13 protein-coding genes are annotated in these 16,795 nt (G+C 57.4%); 5 read left to right on the top strand and 8 right to left on the bottom strand.

What is annotated here, in order from left to right; genetic code table 11:
* Window positions 1–84: 84 nt before the first annotated feature.
* Window positions 85–1,278, top strand: coding sequence for a hypothetical protein (locus AC5STI_RS04425; protein WP_495445730.1), 1,194 nt, complete (start codon window positions 85–87; stop codon window positions 1,276–1,278).
* Between the two features lie 519 nt (window positions 1,279–1,797).
* Window positions 1,798–2,955, top strand: coding sequence for a hypothetical protein (locus tag AC5STI_RS04420; protein ID WP_495445729.1), 1,158 nt, complete (start codon window positions 1,798–1,800; stop codon window positions 2,953–2,955).
* 240 nt (window positions 2,956–3,195) lie between these two features.
* On the opposite strand, the gene AC5STI_RS04415 is transcribed toward AC5STI_RS04420, so the two are convergent.
* Window positions 3,196–4,137, bottom strand: a complete 942-nt coding sequence (locus tag AC5STI_RS04415) for a hypothetical protein (RefSeq protein ID WP_495445728.1) — start codon at window positions 4,135–4,137, stop codon at window positions 3,196–3,198.
* A 340-nt stretch (window positions 4,138–4,477) separates the two neighbouring features.
* The gene (locus AC5STI_RS04410) at window positions 4,478–5,347 is read right to left on the bottom strand and encodes a LysR substrate-binding domain-containing protein (RefSeq protein ID WP_495445726.1); all 870 of its coding nucleotides are present in this window, start codon (window positions 5,345–5,347) and stop codon (window positions 4,478–4,480) included.
* Window positions 5,348–5,463: 116 nt separating this feature from the next.
* Between AC5STI_RS04410 and AC5STI_RS04405 the strand changes: the two genes are divergently transcribed.
* Both AC5STI_RS04405 and AC5STI_RS04400 read left to right on the top strand, forming a co-directional pair.
* Entirely contained in the window at window positions 5,464–7,005 is a 1,542-nt protein-coding gene (locus tag AC5STI_RS04405) for a trimethylamine methyltransferase family protein (RefSeq protein WP_495445725.1), read from the top strand.
* Between the two features lie 16 nt (window positions 7,006–7,021).
* Complete coding sequence (locus AC5STI_RS04400; RefSeq protein ID WP_495445724.1) at window positions 7,022–8,113, top strand: aminomethyl transferase family protein; 1,092 nt, start codon at window positions 7,022–7,024, stop codon at window positions 8,111–8,113.
* A 405-nt stretch (window positions 8,114–8,518) separates the two neighbouring features.
* On the opposite strand, the gene AC5STI_RS04395 is transcribed toward AC5STI_RS04400, so the two are convergent.
* Genes AC5STI_RS04395 through AC5STI_RS04375 form a run of 5 tightly spaced genes read right to left on the bottom strand, consistent with a single transcriptional unit; the run spans window position 8,519 to window position 14,823 of the window.
* Entirely contained in the window at window positions 8,519–9,373 is an 855-nt protein-coding gene (locus AC5STI_RS04395) for a crotonase/enoyl-CoA hydratase family protein (protein ID WP_495445723.1), read from the bottom strand.
* 2 nt (window positions 9,374–9,375) lie between these two features.
* The gene (locus AC5STI_RS04390; RefSeq protein ID WP_495445722.1) at window positions 9,376–10,809 is read right to left on the bottom strand and encodes an aldehyde dehydrogenase family protein; all 1,434 of its coding nucleotides are present in this window, start codon (window positions 10,807–10,809) and stop codon (window positions 9,376–9,378) included.
* Between the two features lie 15 nt (window positions 10,810–10,824).
* A complete protein-coding gene (locus AC5STI_RS04385) occupies window positions 10,825–12,429 on the bottom strand; it encodes a class I adenylate-forming enzyme family protein (RefSeq protein ID WP_495445721.1) in 1,605 nt (534 codons plus the stop codon).
* Window positions 12,422–13,213: a crotonase/enoyl-CoA hydratase family protein gene (locus tag AC5STI_RS04380; protein WP_495445720.1), complete on the bottom strand. Its 792-nt coding sequence runs from the start codon at window positions 13,211–13,213 to the stop codon at window positions 12,422–12,424. Before AC5STI_RS04380 ends, AC5STI_RS04385 begins: the two co-directional genes overlap by 8 nt.
* Window positions 13,210–14,823 carry a class I adenylate-forming enzyme family protein gene (locus AC5STI_RS04375; protein WP_495445719.1) on the bottom strand — a complete coding sequence of 538 codons (1,614 nt, stop codon included), beginning with the start codon at window positions 14,821–14,823 and terminating at the stop codon, window positions 13,210–13,212. Before AC5STI_RS04375 ends, AC5STI_RS04380 begins: the two co-directional genes overlap by 4 nt.
* A 92-nt stretch (window positions 14,824–14,915) precedes the next feature.
* Here AC5STI_RS04375 and AC5STI_RS04370 point away from each other — a divergent pair, with 92 nt between their 5' ends.
* The gene (locus tag AC5STI_RS04370) at window positions 14,916–15,812 is read left to right on the top strand and encodes a LysR family transcriptional regulator (RefSeq protein ID WP_495445718.1); all 897 of its coding nucleotides are present in this window, start codon (window positions 14,916–14,918) and stop codon (window positions 15,810–15,812) included.
* On the opposite strand, the gene AC5STI_RS04365 is transcribed toward AC5STI_RS04370, so the two are convergent.
* Window positions 15,767–16,789: a GlxA family transcriptional regulator gene (locus tag AC5STI_RS04365; RefSeq protein WP_495447725.1), complete on the bottom strand. Its 1,023-nt coding sequence runs from the start codon at window positions 16,787–16,789 to the stop codon at window positions 15,767–15,769. The two genes, AC5STI_RS04370 and AC5STI_RS04365, sit on opposite strands and share 46 nt — an antisense overlap.
* Window positions 16,790–16,795: the final 6 nt, after the last annotated feature.

The following is a 16,795-nucleotide window of genomic DNA, read 5'->3' as shown; positions in this document are numbered from 1 at the left end:
GGCTCCTGACTGTGGACAAAGATAAGAGAACAACGCAGTGTTTTACACTCCGCTGAGTCATCGGCATAAACTCGAGATACATCCATGAGAAATTCCACGTCGAATGACAGCCAAGGCGTCGTTATCGAGAAAGATCTGCCACTTGGGTCAGTGGAAGAATCCAATCTCTTTCTTCGAGCGCTTTGGAGTATTTTACGATCTAAATACGGAAAGCTTGGCTGGCAATACACGCCAAAGAAGTCAGGAGAGGAAAGGCGAATATCTTTCGGCTACATGTCCCTTGCAGGCACGAGCTCTGGCCCCATCGAGGTTTCGATCGAATATGAGAGGCGAGGTGTAATTCGGAACATATGCTTCCAGACATTGCATGGCAAAACACCCTCTGAAGGTTTGGCAAGAAACTTGCGAAAATCGGTTATTGAGGCTGTGGAATCTAAAGACAATCCAATTCGAAAGATGCTCGGAGTTAATGTGGCATCCTCGCTTAATTCTCCGTTAGCGCCCTACTTCGGTCAGAATTGGCTGAGCATCCCAGTAAATGAGAATGTAACAAGAATTTCTATTGATATTGCGGGATTTGACGAAGCTGATCTGACGCAAGAGTTCCTCTCTCGCCTCGATGAGTTGCTGGATGCATTATCTTTCATGACGAATGTTTTGTTTTTTGTGTGTGAGGGCGTGTCAAGCGATAACGAACAGAAGGTCGAGGGCGTCAATGCATACTTGAGCGAAGAGGGTTGGCTGGACGACTTCAGTATTGAAGCCGGCCAGCTGCGCTTATCCCGTAGTCAGGTCAAATACTGTGACCGATTGGTTAATCGGAATATTTCCGATGGAAAATCGATTAAAGCGGCGCGCCTTTTCCGCAGTGGGCTCGAAGTTTATCAGCAGACTGACCTGGAATCAAATATCGCGGCGACTTTATTTGTTTCAGCGGTCGAGGCTATTAGTCTTCCCCTGGAAGAGAATAAAAGTTGCGATACTTGTGGACAGCCGGTTTTCAGTATTTCTCAGCGTGTTTCCGAGGTGGCCGATAGGCACTTGGGCCCTCATGTCGCCCGCATGTTTCGGAGTCGTTATTATAACGATCGCTCGAAGTATTTACATACGGGTCACGTTCGAGCTACTCAACCTATACATAGAAATATTATCCCTTTGCTCGACCCAAATGGCTTCGAAGGCTGCGCAGCGCCAGCACTAATGACCTTTCCAAAAAACCTCATGGAATTCACCAGCTTCATCCTGCGCCGAGAGATTGAGAATATTCCGGACGAATGAAAAGTTTTTCTCTGCCAGTCCCGCATCCGCTTTGACCGCACAGCTAACACTCGGTGACATCCCGAAGCGGCATCTCTGCACGAATGACCGGTTCGGGGAAGCTTCACTGCGGCGCTCAGCCGCTGACGAAAGGCAGCTTTGGGCCGTTAGCGACGGGAGGAACCTTGCTGCACGCGCGAACTCGGCCTGGCAAACCGCAGTGATTAGGGCTCGAAGCAGTCATGCAGCGCTGCGGCCGGCCGCATACACATGCCGCCCAAGTGCTCCGTCGTTTCCGGCCCACACCGGACCTTCAAGGGCAGCGCGCTGAATGACTGCTCTGAAACCCAAAGTGGTCCCTCGCCGTGTCGGCCGTGGCCGACAATTGTATGCCACCAGCCAGTCGAGCCATGCCCACAGTGCGCAGTGTGCCGACCCTCAGTTGCCTACGGCTTATTGGAATGGCATTGTCGAGGAAGAGGTTCCACAGCAGCCAGTCGGAACAGCATTGATCGCATGGCGCACAAAGGTTGAAGAATTTTGGATCTATTTGTTCCACAGCTATCTGAAAAAAAGCTCCATCCAAATTTTCGCATCATCTCTTCAGATCCTGCCTACGCAAAGGTCAAACCTATCATACAAAGCTGGGGAGCTGGCCTGCTGGAGCGTCGAGGGGAGGGTAAAAAGTTCCTGAAAGAGTTTCAATCCACATTCAATTCGTCGATGTGGGAGCTTTATCTCAATAGAGCGTTTCTCGACTTGGGGTGCGTAGTCGATTTCAACAAGCCTTCACCGGATTTCTTCGTGCAAGGGCCCGGAAACTATGAATTCAACGTGGAAGCTGTAATATCTGACGATCCGAAGCAAGAGAAGGTGCAGAAGCCATTCAGTCGCGTGGCTTTTAGAAAGCGTGGAGCGCTCAAACTCGCTGGAAAAATCAGGGACAAGTTGCAAATTTATAGAGGATCGAATGGAAAGAAATACCCATACTCCTCGATGAGCCATGTGCGCGATCGTCCGTTCGTAATTGCAATTGCGCCCTTCGACCACGAGCTTTCACTGACACAAAACAATGAGATCATCAATATGGTCCTTTTTGGCTTGGCACCTCCGGTGTTAGAAGGGCCTGAAAGAGGAAGGCAAGATAAGATAAAGTCGATCCTCAAGCCTTCTGGGGCGAAAGTTGAAATGGGGATCTTTACGAACGATTCGCACAAAGAGATAAGTGCGGTATTCTTTTCCACGACCGGAACCTTCGGAAAGGCTGTTGTTGAGAGTCAGATTGACCGGCTTGTCCGCTCGACCCGCTATCGAGTAATTGATAAAAGTAAAATTGGACCCAATTCGCAAGAATGGAGAATCGGGACGGAACGGATTAAATCCGCTGGGCTGGACTACTTGCTCAGGCAGCGCGAAGAGGGAGCAGATCAGATCGCGGGCGCGGATGTTCGTATCCAGCACTCGTCGCTTCATCGTGAAACTCATCTGGACGGGTTTCAGGTCTATTTCAATCCATATGCGGAAGTGCCTTTTGACCAAAACTTTCCATGGCCCACAGAGATCGCTCTCAATTTCTTCGACACCGAAACGGCGACCCACATTCAAGCGCATCCTGACGGGGCGCTCGTCTCAAGACAGATTTATGCCCCAGATCCCGCGCTCCTCTTCACTTTACTCAGAAGCTACGGGTTTGTCTGATCGTTCTCTGATTTTTTAGGTTTCGAGATGGATGTCGATGTCCTGGCATTAGATTCTTCCCCCAAGGGTAGGCCGGTAGAACACGGCCATTTACCAGACGTTACACCGCGCCCGATCAATGGTGGCTGCCAGCCCCTCGTTTCCTGCATATATGGTCCGCTTCCGCCAAACGGTGATCAACCCGAGGGGAATGCACGTGTCGATGATCCGCGCGAGGTGAATAGGTGCGAGAGAAGGTGACTAATCATGATTGGGCGCCACGTCCTCCGTCCAAGGTACGAGGCCCGCGTGCTTCAGGAAATTATCGCGGTTCATTCTGGTCTCATCATGCATCTCACCCGTCGTTAGTAGGTAGAATACCCCCTTTAGGGTGGCAGTGAGGTCCCGGATATCGTCAATGGAGAAGAACGGTATCGGTTCAGCTCCATAACGGCTGTCGGTGTGAAAATTCCGAACCCGGTCGATGTAGTAGTCCTCGAAGAACTTCCGATCGGTTCGGGGCACACCCCACAAGTCATCAAGATATGCTTGGGCCTGTGCCGAGGTCGGATTCGGGTTGTCGGCCTCGCGCAGCCGGCTCAAGACCATGCTGAAAGCGGCGTCGAGCGCGATGTGGGCCGACGCGAGCGAAGCATCCCGGAACTGGAAGTGACTGAACAACATTTCCGATTTCAGCAGGGCATGCAGCCCCCGGATCATGACTGCGTCTTCCTGGTCGAAACCCTGCCAGAACTTGGACGCTTGGGCCAAGCGACGTTCATCCCAATCCCAGAACTGATACTCGTCCAGTCGCTGCGCATGGAGTCCGTGATTTCCGGCCATGAAATAATCGTCACTCGCGGCGGCCTCCAGAAGGGGGCGCAGAAGGCTTCCATCTTCCAGAACCGAATCCGGAGACTCGATTTCGAGGTCGCAACTGATCGGCAAGGGATAGAGCCGGACGGACGAAGCTTCGCCGTTGCCGATGTATAGGGAGGAGAAAAGGCGAACCTCCTGAATAGTCCAATTGTCGAGTTCGAACGCCGGTTGGTCAACGCCTCTCTGGCCGTATCTCTCAGTCTGCCTGTTCTTTGTGCAGGAGAAGAGGGTGTGTCCGCTCCGAATAAGCATGTCCGTGCCGATTTCGATATCCGGGGTGGGATAGCTGCCAAGAAAGGAGAAGGGGCGAAAACGAAACGACATGAGGGCACGTTATCATGGGCTCGCTTTTCCGTGCACCATCCATTTACGGCTGCGGACAGAGATATGCATCCGCACGTAGATAGTGAGCCATTCTGACAACATCGAATTGCCCCAACGGCGGCGTCCCGCATTTAGTGACATGCGAGCCAAGCGCAACGATTAGCTGCTTACCGCTCCCTGCATGCTGGTTCGATCGGCCCAAAGCTGCCGTTGATCAGGGGCCGCGTCGCTGCAGTGCAGCTTCCCGGAAACCGCCATTCGCATTCAGACGCGGCATCGGTGCCGGTGCCAAGCCTGTTCATGCGAGAGCTCAAAAAGACAATTCGGCAATTATCGCAGTCTATTGTTTTTGCAGCCATTCTGAGAATGCAATGACACCTTTCCGGGAGACAGATTTTCGCGGGCGGACCAGAAAGTAGCCGTAGTCCTGCAGCACATGTGGTGACAGGCGGAACAGCTTATTCTCTTCCAGTTCCCGTTCGATCAGGGAGTCCATCAGGGCAATACCCTGACCGTCGATAACCGCCTGAACCCGCACGTTGGGGTCGGGGATAATCAGCGTATCCCGCCGCGTCTGGTGCGGCAGACCGGCGGCATTCAGCCAGTCTGTCCAGGCGTCGCTGTCATCATGGTCACGCAGCAGCGTAGAGGTTGAAACCGCTTGTTCCCAACCGAGCCGCTCCACTTGTTTCAGGGCTGCGGCGTTGCCTGCAGGAAAAGCCGGACAGGGCAGGAACGGGGTAATTTCGCCGTCATCCCACTGCCCGCTGCCCCAGCGGATGGCGATATCGACGCCCTGCGCCTCAAGATCGAACAGCCGGATCATCGGCTGCAGCCGCAGCTGGATGTCCGGGTGATCCTGCATGAAGGACATCAGCCGCGGCGACAGCCAGCGGGCGGCGAAATAGCTGGAGACGCCCACCGTCAAGGTTCTGGTGGAGAGCCCCTTGAGGGCCAGGACTTCGGCTTCGATCTCTTCATAGTGGCTTTGGCAGGCCACCAGCAGTTTCAGTCCCCCGGGCGTCATCTCCACCCCGCGGGCGTTGCGCTGAAACAGGGCAAAACCCAGGTCTGCCTCCAGCGTTTTGACCTGATAGCTGACCGCGCCTTTGGTCATGTTCAGCGCCTCCGCCGCATCGGAAAAACTGCGGTAGCGGGCGATTTCGGCAAACAGGCGCAGGGTGTCGTGGTGGCGGAATTCTACGGGCATGACGCAAGCGTATAAAATTTCTGAACGCATAGGACAAATAAAATCGATTGTTGCGCGGGGATACTTCTAAAATATGGCCCCTGAAAATCATTTCAGGAGTCGAGCCGTTGGGAAATATGAACGCTGAAGGCCATATCACCCAGCGCGGAAAGTCGCGCCGGGGGCGGCTGACCCGGCATAATGCACCGCAGGCAAGGCCGGTGTATCAGCGCCGCCGGATTCCAGCGTATGACCTGCTGGACGAAACCTCGCTGATGAGCATCGAATGCCAGGCGGACTGGATCCTGGAGCACATCGGCGTTGAATTCCGCGGCGACGATGCAGCGCTGGCGCTGTTTGCCGGGGCCGGAGCCCGCGTCGACGGCGTCCGGGTCCGCTTTGAGCTGGGCCATGTGCGGCAGCTCTGCAAAACCGCGCCCGCCGAATTCCAGCTGCATGGCCGCACCCCCGCCCGCACCGTGACCCTGGGTGGAGACAGCCTGGTGCTGATGCCCGGCTACGGCTCGCCCTTTGTCTCGGACCTGGAGCAAGGCCGCCGCTATGCCACGCTGGAGGATTTCCAGAACTTCGTGAAGCTCGCGCATCTCGCGCCTGCGCTGCACCACTCCGGCGGCACCGTGGTTGAGCCGACTGACGTGCCGGTGAACAAGCGGCATCTGGACATGATGCTGGCGCATCTCACCCTGTCGGATAAACCCTTCATGGGCGGCGTCACCTCGGCCCAGGCCGCCTGGGACAGCATTGAGATGGCCCGGCTGGCCTTTGGCGCGGAGTTTCTCGACCAGAACGCGGTGATGCAGGCCAACATCAACGTCAACTCGCCGCTGATCTATGACGAGGTAATGTCCGCATCCCTGCGCATCTACGCGGCGTCAAACCAATGCGTCTGCATCTCGCCCGCCATTTTTGCCGGCGCCATGGGGCCGCTCTCCCCGGCTGCGGTTGCCGCCCAGACCTTGGCTGAAGCGATGGCGGGCATTGCGCTGACGCAGCTGGTGCGCCCTGGCTGCCCGGTGGTGTTCGGCAGCTTTCATTCCTCGATGAACCTGCGCACCGGCGCGCTGACCTTTGGATCGCCCGAAGCCAATCTGACCACCATGGCGCTGAGCCAGCTGGGCCGCAGGCTGGGGGTGCCGGTGCGCTCCGGCGGCGGCCAGGTCACTGCCTCCAACGCCGCCGACGGCCAGGCGATGCAGGACAGCGCCGGTGCGATGTGGGCAACCCTTCTTTCCGGCGGGCATCAGGTCTGGCACGCGGCAGGCTGGCTCGAAGGCGGGCTGGTGATGTCCTACGAGAAGTTCGTGATGGACCTCGACCATTGCGGCGCGATGCTGAAGATGCTGCAGGGGTTTGGCACGGACGACGAGGCCTTTGGCCGTGATGCCTACGCCGAGGCCGGTCCGGGCGAAAACTTCCTGTCCACCAGCCACACCCTGCGCCACTACACAACCGCCAATTTTGAACCGCAGGTGCCCGAAGGCGGCCCCTTTGAAACCTGGGACGAGAACGGCCGCCAGACCGCTGATCAGCGGGCCGCGGCCCGATGGCGTCAGATGCTGACGGAATTTCAGCCACCGGAAATGCCGGAAGCCACCCGCACCGCCCTGAATGACTTCGTGGCGGAGCGCAAAGCCGCCATGCCCGACGAATGGTATTGAGAAAGGACCCTGAAACATGACCGAAGAACTGAGCCGCATCTCGGCGCTTGCCTCCCGCCACATCGCCCTGGGTTCAGGGCTTGAGGACTGGAACGGCATGGGCACCGCCTGGACTTACAGCACCGACCCGAATGACGAGCACGACGCAGTGCGCGAGCGGGCCGGCATGTTCGATATGTCCCCGCTGAAGAAGGTGTTTGTCCGCGGCAAGGACGCGCAGGCCGTGCTGGATCACTTGACCACACGCGACCTGTCCAAACTGGCGCCGGGCAAAGCTGCCTACCTCTGCGTTTTGACCGAAGCGGGCGGCATTGCCGACGACGCCATTGTCTCGAACAACGGCGGCGATGAATGGATGATCGTGCATGGCTCCGGCGATACCATGGCGCTGCTGCAAGCCTCGGCAAAGGGCCGTGACGTCTGGCTGGAGTTCACCGACGACCTGCATGACGTCTCGGTTCAGGGTCCGGCGGCGCTGGATATCCTAAACGCACATTGCGATAACGATCTTGCCGGACTGGGCTATTTTGAACACGCTCCTGCTGTCCTGTTTGGCCACCCCTGCCGGATCTCGCGCACCGGCTATTCGGGCGAACGCGGCTATGAGATCTTTGCCAGCGCCGCGGTGGTTGCTGATATCTGGGACAAGCTGGCAGAAGCTGGCGTCATGCCCTGCTCTTTCACCGCGCTCGACAAGGTGCGGATTGAAGCGGGGCTGCTGTTCTATGGTTATGACATGACCGAGGCACACACGCCTTGGGAGGTCGGCCTGGGTTTCACTGTCAGCGCCTCTAAGGGCGATTTCCGCGGCAAAGAGGCGGTAATGGCGGCGAAAGGCCAGGAGAGGATTTCGAATGTCTGCCTTGACATTGATCATTCGGACATGGTGGAGGGCGGAGAGACCTTGCTGCTGGATGGTGAAGAGATCGGGGTGATCAACAGCCCCTGCTTTTCTCACCGGATGGGCAAATCGCTGGCGCTGGCACATGTCCGTCCTGGGATCGCCGCTGGAACGGTTCTGCGGCTCAAAGGCGAGACTCTTCAAACCGCCGCAACAGTGGTTGGCAGCCCGGTCTACGACCCGCAAAAGACACAGACGCATCAATAACCTGGCGAATTATATACAGCGGGCGGGCGTGAGAGACATTGGACCGATAGACACTTACGTCCGCCCTTCAGCATTTTGGCTCAACAAAGGCGGTTACAGGAGTTTCCATATCCTCCTTAAAGGGCCGAAACGACCAGCCAAGGTCTTTCAATGGACGATCAGTGCGGTTAGCACCTTACCGGCACTGTCGGCCCAATCCCGACCTTGGTAACAGAATCCTGATGATGTGGTGCAGCCCGCCGTTTCTGCTGTTCGCCGCGACCAAATCAATGGCTGCTTGCGACGCTTCGCGACCTCAGATCAAAGCGCACCGGGCTGAAAGCTGGCTTTCTTTACGTTTGCTATTAGGGCCTGCTTTTGCGACGGAACAACTGTGATTACGCCTTCGGCCTGAAGGTGTACATCTCATTCGCCGAAAACAAAGGGCTGGTTTCCCGTCCAGTCGAACGAACCCTGATCCCTTTCCTCAACAGCTTGTTTCCAGCCTACCTCTTCGACGCGGGCCTTGAAGTTCATACCCTCCGGGGAATGGCGCGTGATGCCGTCGAATACAGTCGCCAGCCGCTGGGTCTGATTGATCTTCTCTTCGACTGCGGAATTGATCACCATCTTCTGCATGGCCAGCTGGTTGATCGGCACAGTTGCCATGCGTCCGGCCAGGGTCTCGACAGCATCGTCCAATTGATCATCCGGAACCGACTTCAGTATCAACCCCATCTCTGCGGCCTCAACGCCAGAGATTTTATCACCTGTGAACATCATCCGCTTCGCCTTCTCCGGGCCCAGCCGATGCACCCACATCGCTGTGGTCGGGCATCCCCAGACCCGGGTCGGCATGTAACCGATCTGTGCGGTATCTCCCATGATTGTCAGATCTGCGCAGAGGGCAATATCCGACCCGCCAGCGACGGCGAAGCCATGGACTTTGCACACGACCGGCTTCATCGCCCGGAACAGCGACATGAAGTTCTGAGTGTTCGCCCACATGAACTGGAAGTCCTGTATAGGATCCCAGGGCATCTCCTGCACCACCTTGTTCGGGCCGTTGCCTTCGGCGTAGTGCGCCAGATCGTAGCCTGAGCAAAACGCTTTGCCTGCTCCTGCCAGAATCATCACATGAACGCCCGGGTCTGCGTCAGCCCGCCCTACAGCGGCGGCAAGTTCGCGCGGCAGATCATCGTCAATTGCGTTCATCACGTCCGGGCGGTTCAGAGTGATCCGTCCGATGCGGCCGTCTTTTTCATAGAGAACTTTGGACATATTTACTCCCAATCGCTGACGGCTTTGACTTCAAGAAACTCCTCCAAGCCCCAGGCTCCGCCTTCACGGCCATTTCCGGACTGTTTCATTCCGCCAAAGGGGGATCCGGCGCCGCCGAATTTGCCATTCATTTCAACCATGCCTGAACGGAGTTGCCGCGCCACCCGGCGTGCGCGGGCCTTATCAGTGGTCTGAACGTAGTTGGTCAGGCCATAGGGGGTATCGTTGGCCAATTCGATGGCCTCTTCTTCAGTGTCAAACGGGGTCATGATCAGAACTGGGCCAAAGACTTCTTCCTTCCAAAGAGTCATCTCCGGGGTGACGTCCGCAAAGACAGTTGGTCTGACAAAGTAGCCTTGCTCCAACCCCTCAGGCAGGCCCAGACCGCCCGCAACCAGTCTTGCTCGCTCATCAAAGCCGCGTTTGATCAGGAATTGGATCTTGTTGAACTGGGTTTTCGAAACAACCGGGCCGATCTGTCGGCCTTCAACGTTTGCCGGTCCCACTTCGGTTTTCTCTGCAACTGAACGCGCGGTTTCGACGGCCTGTTCATAGATTGAGCGTTCTACCAGCATCCGTGTCGGTGCGTTGCAGGACTGGCCGGAGTTGTTGAAGCAATGGCGCACGCCACGTGTGACCGCCTTTTCATCGGCGTCGGCAAAGATGATATTGGCGCCTTTGCCGCCCAGCTCAAGACTGACGCGTTTGACAGTGTCTGCCGCCGATTTGCTGATCGCCACACCTGCACGTGTCGAGCCGGTGAAGCTGACCATATCCACGTCCGGATGCGCGGTGAGGGCGCTGCCCACGCCTGCGCCATCTCCATTGACCAGATTGAAGACACCTGGCGGAAAACCTGCTTCGTCAATCATTTCGGCCAGCAGCATCGCGCTGAGCGGCGCCTGTTCCGCGGGTTTCAGAACCATCGTGCAACCTGCTGCCAATGCAGGCGCGACTTTGAGCATCACCTGGTTCATCGGCCAGTTCCAGGGGGTGATCAGTGCGCAGACCCCGACCGGTTCATGGAAGATCATGTCACCCGGTGCGTGATCCCCCAGGGGGTGCTCGAAAGCAAATGACTTGGCTGCACGGATGGTGTTCTTGAGATGCCCGGCCCCGGCGCCCACTTGTGCCGTACTTGCCAACGCTATGGGAGCGCCCATCTCCTGGCTGATTGCTTGCGCCATTTCCTTCGCGCGCCTTTTGTAAGCTTCCATCAGCCGTTCCAACGCGGCGATACGCTCCTGGGGCTCGGTCGCTGCCCAGCCCGGAAAGGCAGCTTTGGCAGCTGAAACAGCCGCATCTGTATCTGCGGGACCACCCAGCGAGATTTTGGCGATCTGTTCTTCGGTCGAGGGGTTCACCACGGCCATCCCGCTCCCGTCAACCGAAGCAACCCAATCTCCATTGATGTAGTGTTTTGTCATGATGTTCATGGCGTTCCCTTTCGGTCAGAGTTCATGGAAATCTCCAGCGACAAAGCGGTCGCGGAGAATAAATTTCTGGATCTTGCCGGAACCGGTCAGGGGAAACTCTTCCACCTGCACCCAGACATTCGGGGTTTTCTGCGGTGACATGTTTGCGCGGCAATGTGTGTGAAGTTCTGCTTTTGCGAGCGGTTTGTTGCTGCGGATGAACGCGCCGATCAGCTCACCCCATTTAGGATCCGGCAAGCCGACGACTGCAACCTCGGCAACGTCAGGGTGCTCCAGCAGACAGTTCTCGATCTCTGCAGGGAAATGGTTTTCGCCGCCCCGGATGATCATCTCTTTGACACGGCCAGTGACGCTCACATATCCGCGCGCGTCCATCCGGCCCAGATCACCGGTATGCAGCCAGCCATCCGCATCCACCGTCTCGGATGTGGCTTTGGAATTGTCGTTGTACTCCAGCATGACGCAGGGGCCGCGGGCGCAAATCTCTCCGACCGCGCCAATGGCGACGGCGCAATGGTCATCGACGCTGCGGATCGAGACCTCAGTCTGTGCTACCGGCTGGCCAGCCGTGTTGCAGATGTCGTCAATACAGTCGCCCAGATGATGCTGGGTAATCACCGGGCAATGCTCGGTCTGACCATAGAGCGTTGAAAACCCGGCCCCCATCAGCGTCTGGACCCGACGCACCAGTTCGGGGGCAACCATCGAACCGCCGCAGCTGACAAGCTTCAGGGCCGACAGGTCGCGCGGGCGCTTTTCCTGCGCGTCAAGTAGCGCCACCACCATGGTCGGCACGCCAAGGATGATGTCCGCGCCGTTCGCTTCCAACTGGTCAAGCACAACATCCGGGTCGAACAGGCTAATCAGCACCATGCGGCACCCCGCCTGAAGGCATCCAAGCGTAACCATGCCGCAGCCCGAGGTGTGGAACATCGGCATGATGTTGACCCAGGTCGTCGCCTTGGTCGCGCCACAGCGGGACGCGTAGAAGCGCGCATTGTTGACCAGCCCGCGATGGCTCAGCACCGCCCCTTTGGGAAAGCCGGTCGTGCCGGATGTATACTGGATCATCGCGGCGTCGCCTGGGGCGACTTCGGGCAAAGCAGGCGGGCGGTCCCCTTCCGCGTAAAGCACGGCGCTTTCCATGTCCGTGACTTCGCGCACCGATGGGATGCTCGCCGCGACCTCAGCCCCAATCCGGCCCATCGGGTTGCCGCGGAATTCCTCGACAAGAAACAGGGCGACCGCCCCGGACTGCTCCAGCACATACTCCAGTTCGCGGGCTTGAAAGGCCGGGTTTGCGGTCACCAGTACCAGCCCGGCCAAGGCGCAGGCATATTCCATTAGCACCCATTCCGGGCTGTTGGGGGACCAGACGACGACGCGTTCCCCCGGAGCGAAACGGGTCGTGAGAGCCCGCGCCAATTTCTCAGCCTCTGCCAGCAGTTCGCCATATGACCAGTTCCGTCCAGGCGACCCATCCTGCCGGATCTCCGTCAGGGCCTCGGAATTTGGCCGCGCCTCGGCAATCTCGCGCAGCATCGCTCCGACTGTTATCTCGCGTACATCCATGTCAGACTGGGCCGGGACATAGGACGTTGTGAGGTTCAGGTCATACATCGCGGAAATCTCCGCCCCGTCCTTTACCCCCGGCGAAACGGGTCGCGCCCTCGACACCTTTCGTCACCTCGGCCTTGCTGCCACGCCATTCCTGTCGAAGCGCGTCGTGCAAAGGCAACCCGTGTTGCGCCCGCACAGAACGGCGATCCGCGCGCATGCAGCTTTGTGGGAAACGAGCAATGTCGTGGGCCAGGGCTTCGGCCTTTGTGCGCGCACCGCCTTCGGGCACCACGTATTCACACAGGCCAATCCGCAGGGCCTCTTCTGCATCTACACGTCGCCCGGTCAGGATCAAGTCCGTGGCGCGGCCTTCCCCAACCAGCCGTGGCAGGCGCACTGTACCGCCGTCGATCAGCGGAATGCCCCAGCGGCGGCAGTAGACCCCCATAAAGGCCGTTTCTTCCATCACCCGGATATCGCACCAAAGCGCCAATTCCATTCCGCCCGCCACGGCAGGCCCTGACACAGCGGCTATCACCGGTTTGGACAGCTCCAACCGGCTGGGTCCCATGGCCGCCATCGGTGGTTCACCTTCGCCGGGAAAGTCGAAAGGATCGAGCGCTTCGGCCCCGGCAAGCGAAGCAGCGTGTTTCAAATCCCAACCGGCACAGAAGGCTCCGCCTTCGCCCCAAAACACGGCGGCGCTGGCGGTATCGTCCGCGTCAAACGATTGGAAGGCCTCAAAGAGTGCCTTGGCGCTTTCCGGATCCATGGCATTACGAGCCTCAGGGCGGGAATGGATGATGGTCCAGACCGGACCATCCTTTTCAACGCGAACGCTCATGCTAACAGCTCCCCATAACTACCTGCGAGATACTGCTCCCGGATGGCGAACTTCTGCACTTTGCCGGAGCCAGTCAGGGGGAATTCCGGGACTTGCACCCAGACCGAAGGAGTCTTCTGTGCCGACAGATGAGCGCGGCAATGAGCGCGCAGGTCGGCCACGTCCGGTGCAGTGCCGGACAAGATGAATGCAGCAATGACTTCTCCCCACTTCTCATCCGGCAGGCCGACCACAGCCACTTGCGCCACGTCCGGGTGGGTCACCAGAACGGCTTCGATCTCGGCCGGAAAATGGTTTTCACCGCCGCGGATGATCATGTCCTTGACCCGGCCGGTCACCCGCACAAAACCCTGGCTGTCCATTGTGCCCAGATCACCAGTGTGCAGCCAGCCGTCGTCATCAATGGCGGCGGCGGTGGCCTCTGGATTGTCGTTGTAGCCGATCATCACAGCGTAGGAACGCGCGCAGATTTCGCCTGCTTCGCCGACTGGGAGCACGCTGTTGTCCTCCGGAGAGCGGATCGAAACTTCTGTTTGCGGCAGCGGCTGGCCTGCCGTTTCCACGATCTGTTCAAGGGTGGCCTCGACCGGGTTCAGGCAGATCATCGGGCTGTGTTCCGTTTGTCCGAATGCACTGAGCAAGTGACACCCCAGGTGGTCCCGAACCCGGCGAACCAGATCAGGCGGCACAGGTGCGCCGCCCGTCGTGATGACCTCAAGCGAAGACATGTCTCGCGGGGTCTGTTCGAGGGATTCCAGCAGATTGAACAGCATGGTCGGGACGGCAAAACAGGTTGTGACCCCCTGTTCCTCGATCAGCCGGGCAAAGATATCTGCGTTGAAACGCTTGATCAGTAGCATCTTGCAAGCTGACTGGAGGCACCCCAACGCACCCGTTGCGCAACCCGCGGTATGAAACAGCGGCATGAAATTGGCCCATACGGAATGCGCGCCGACTTGCGCCCGCCCGCAGAAGAGCCGGGCATTGTTCACCAGGTTCTTGTGGCTGAGTACGGCACCCTTGGGGAAACCGGTTGTCCCCGAGGTGTACTGAATCTGCGCGGCATCATCCGGCAACACTTCAGGAAGTACAGCGGGCCGTTCTCCGGTGGCGTAGAGAGCACCCGCGTCCTCCAGGTTTACGATCTCACGCAGGCGCTCGTTCCCGCCGGTAGCTTCCTGCGCGATTTCAACCATCGGGTTTCCACGGAATTCATCGACCATAAACAGGCCGACTGCACCGGATTGCTCCAGCACATACTTTAGCTCAGAGGACTGAAAGGATGGATTGGCAGTAACCAGAACCAGCCCCGCCAAACCGCAGGCATATTCCATGAAAATCCACTGGGGGATATTGGGTGCCCATACGACAACCCGCTCACCCTGAGCGTAGCGGGTGGACAGGGCCAACGCCAGTCGCTCAGCCTCTTCCAGAAGTTCGCCATAGGTCCACTCTCGGTCGCAACTCCCATTGTCAGAAACGTCAACCATCGCAACTGAAAGTGCGTGCCTGTCTGCGATTTCCCGCAGCAAGCCGCCAACGGTGATGTTGCGAATTTCTGCGTCGCCCTGAGCGGGAAAATGTGAGGTCGAAAGGTTTGGCAGATACATTAGAGGCTCCCTGATACAGCAAGATCATTGCACGGTCTGATCGCCTTGAATAATATCAATACGCCATCAAGCGATAACTTGGAGCTATCACCTTGAATCTCACCCTGCGCCAATTTCTGGTGTTCAAAACCATCGTCGAAAGCGGCGGCTTCCGGAAAGCGGCAGAGGTTCTGAATACGTCGCAACCTGCCTTGTCCAAGACCATTCAATCGCTGGAAGCCGAACTTGGTTTCTCGCTGTTGGACAGATCCACCCAGGCAGTAGAAATGACCAAAGCCGGTGAAGCGTTTTACGAACGCCTTGGAGAGCTCTTTGACCTGGTCGATCAGATCGCAAGCAATGCCCGGGATGTAGCCGAAGGACAGCGCGGAAGCCTCGCCATCACTTACACAGATTTTGCCATTTTGGGTCAGCTGCCGGAAACCATAGAGACCTTCCGGCGGCAACAGCCAAGGGTCAAGATCGGTGTCCGGTTCTATCCAAGCCCTCGCCAGATTGAACTGGTTCTGAATGGGCAGGTCGATATCGCGTTCATCTGGCATTTCATGGGGCATGTGCCGCCGGTTCTCAACTGCCAGCCGATTTCGAGCGAAGGGCTCGCCGTCGTTCTGCCCGATCATCATCCTCTGGCCTCGCGCGACACGATTGATCTGGTGGAGTTGCGTGATGAGACTTTTCTGATCGGTGACACGCCTTGGCTTCCATTCACCAACCTTGTTAGGGATCTTTGCATCGAACGGGGATTTGTCCCAAAGACCGGGCAGGTCGCATATCTCCGGGATGAGTTCTTTACGTTTGTGCTGCTGGGCATGGGTGTCCTGATTTATCCAGAGAACGTTGTGCGTGCGCGCCGGGCCGGGCTCAGCGCTGTGCGCATCCGGGATGTGGAAAAAGTGGTCGACATTTCGGCGGTTTGGCTCAAGGAAGCACGCAATCCGGCTCTTCATAGATTCCTGGACCTGTTGCCCAACGAGATTGCAGCATCCTGATGAGGTGAGACGCCGAAGTGCCTGCGAAAAAGTCTGGAAAAATGGGATTGGCTGCTAAAGCCGCTGGCAATGGAAATTTCGATGATTGGCAACGATGTTTGATGAAGTAAACGGCGCGCATGTTCGAGCCTTAGTTTTCTGTAGAATGCTTTTGGGCTTGTAGACAAAAACGCCTTGAAGAGACGTTCAAGCTGCCGCACGGAAATACCAACCGAGGCAGCTATTTCTTGAACTGGAATAGGTTCCTCCAAGTTCGACCGCATAAATCCGATTGCGCTTGCGAGCTTGGCATTTCGCTCTCCGGTATGCAGGAATTCAGCAACCGACTGCTCTTCTTGCCCAGTTCTATAAGAGCCGCAAACAAGCCTGTCTGCCACCCAGCTGGCTATACAGCTACCACTGTTTTCAGTGATCAGCTGCAACATCATATCCAAGGTCGCAGCCCCTCCAGCACAGGTCAGGCTTTTTTCGCCAATACAGAAGATGTTCTGCTCTAACTCCAAATCTGGGCAATGTTCGGCAATTGCCCCCCTGTACCTCCAGTGAGCAGTTACCGGTTCGTTTGAAACTATCCCGGCTTTGGCCAAGGTGAAGACAGCGCTTCCCACCGCGCCTATGCGCGAACCTTTCCGGGAAACACTTCGCAACCAGGCCAGAACTGGCAAAGTAGATGCGTCGACGTATTCATTGCCTCCCAGCACGATCACCGTGTCTCTTCTGCTGACCGGTATCATCGGACCATCCACATTCATGGACAAACCGTTAGACGCCAACACAGCGTTTCCGTCTTCACTGAACAGAGACCACGAATATCTGGGCGTCTGGTCAAACAGGTTAGCTTCATTCAACACGTCCAGCGCAGCACAAAGATCCAAGGAAGAGAACGACCTCAACAGTAGAAATGCAAAGTGCGTGGAGACGGCCGAAGCCGCCTCTCGTTCGCAACTCCCGATGCGTGCTGTTGAAACGCCGGGCATGAAGGT

This window comes from Leisingera sp. CC-HEC096, assembly GCF_059429235.1.
Note: the sequence above shows the minus strand (reverse complement) of the source record. Positions and strands in the feature narration are given on the sequence as shown.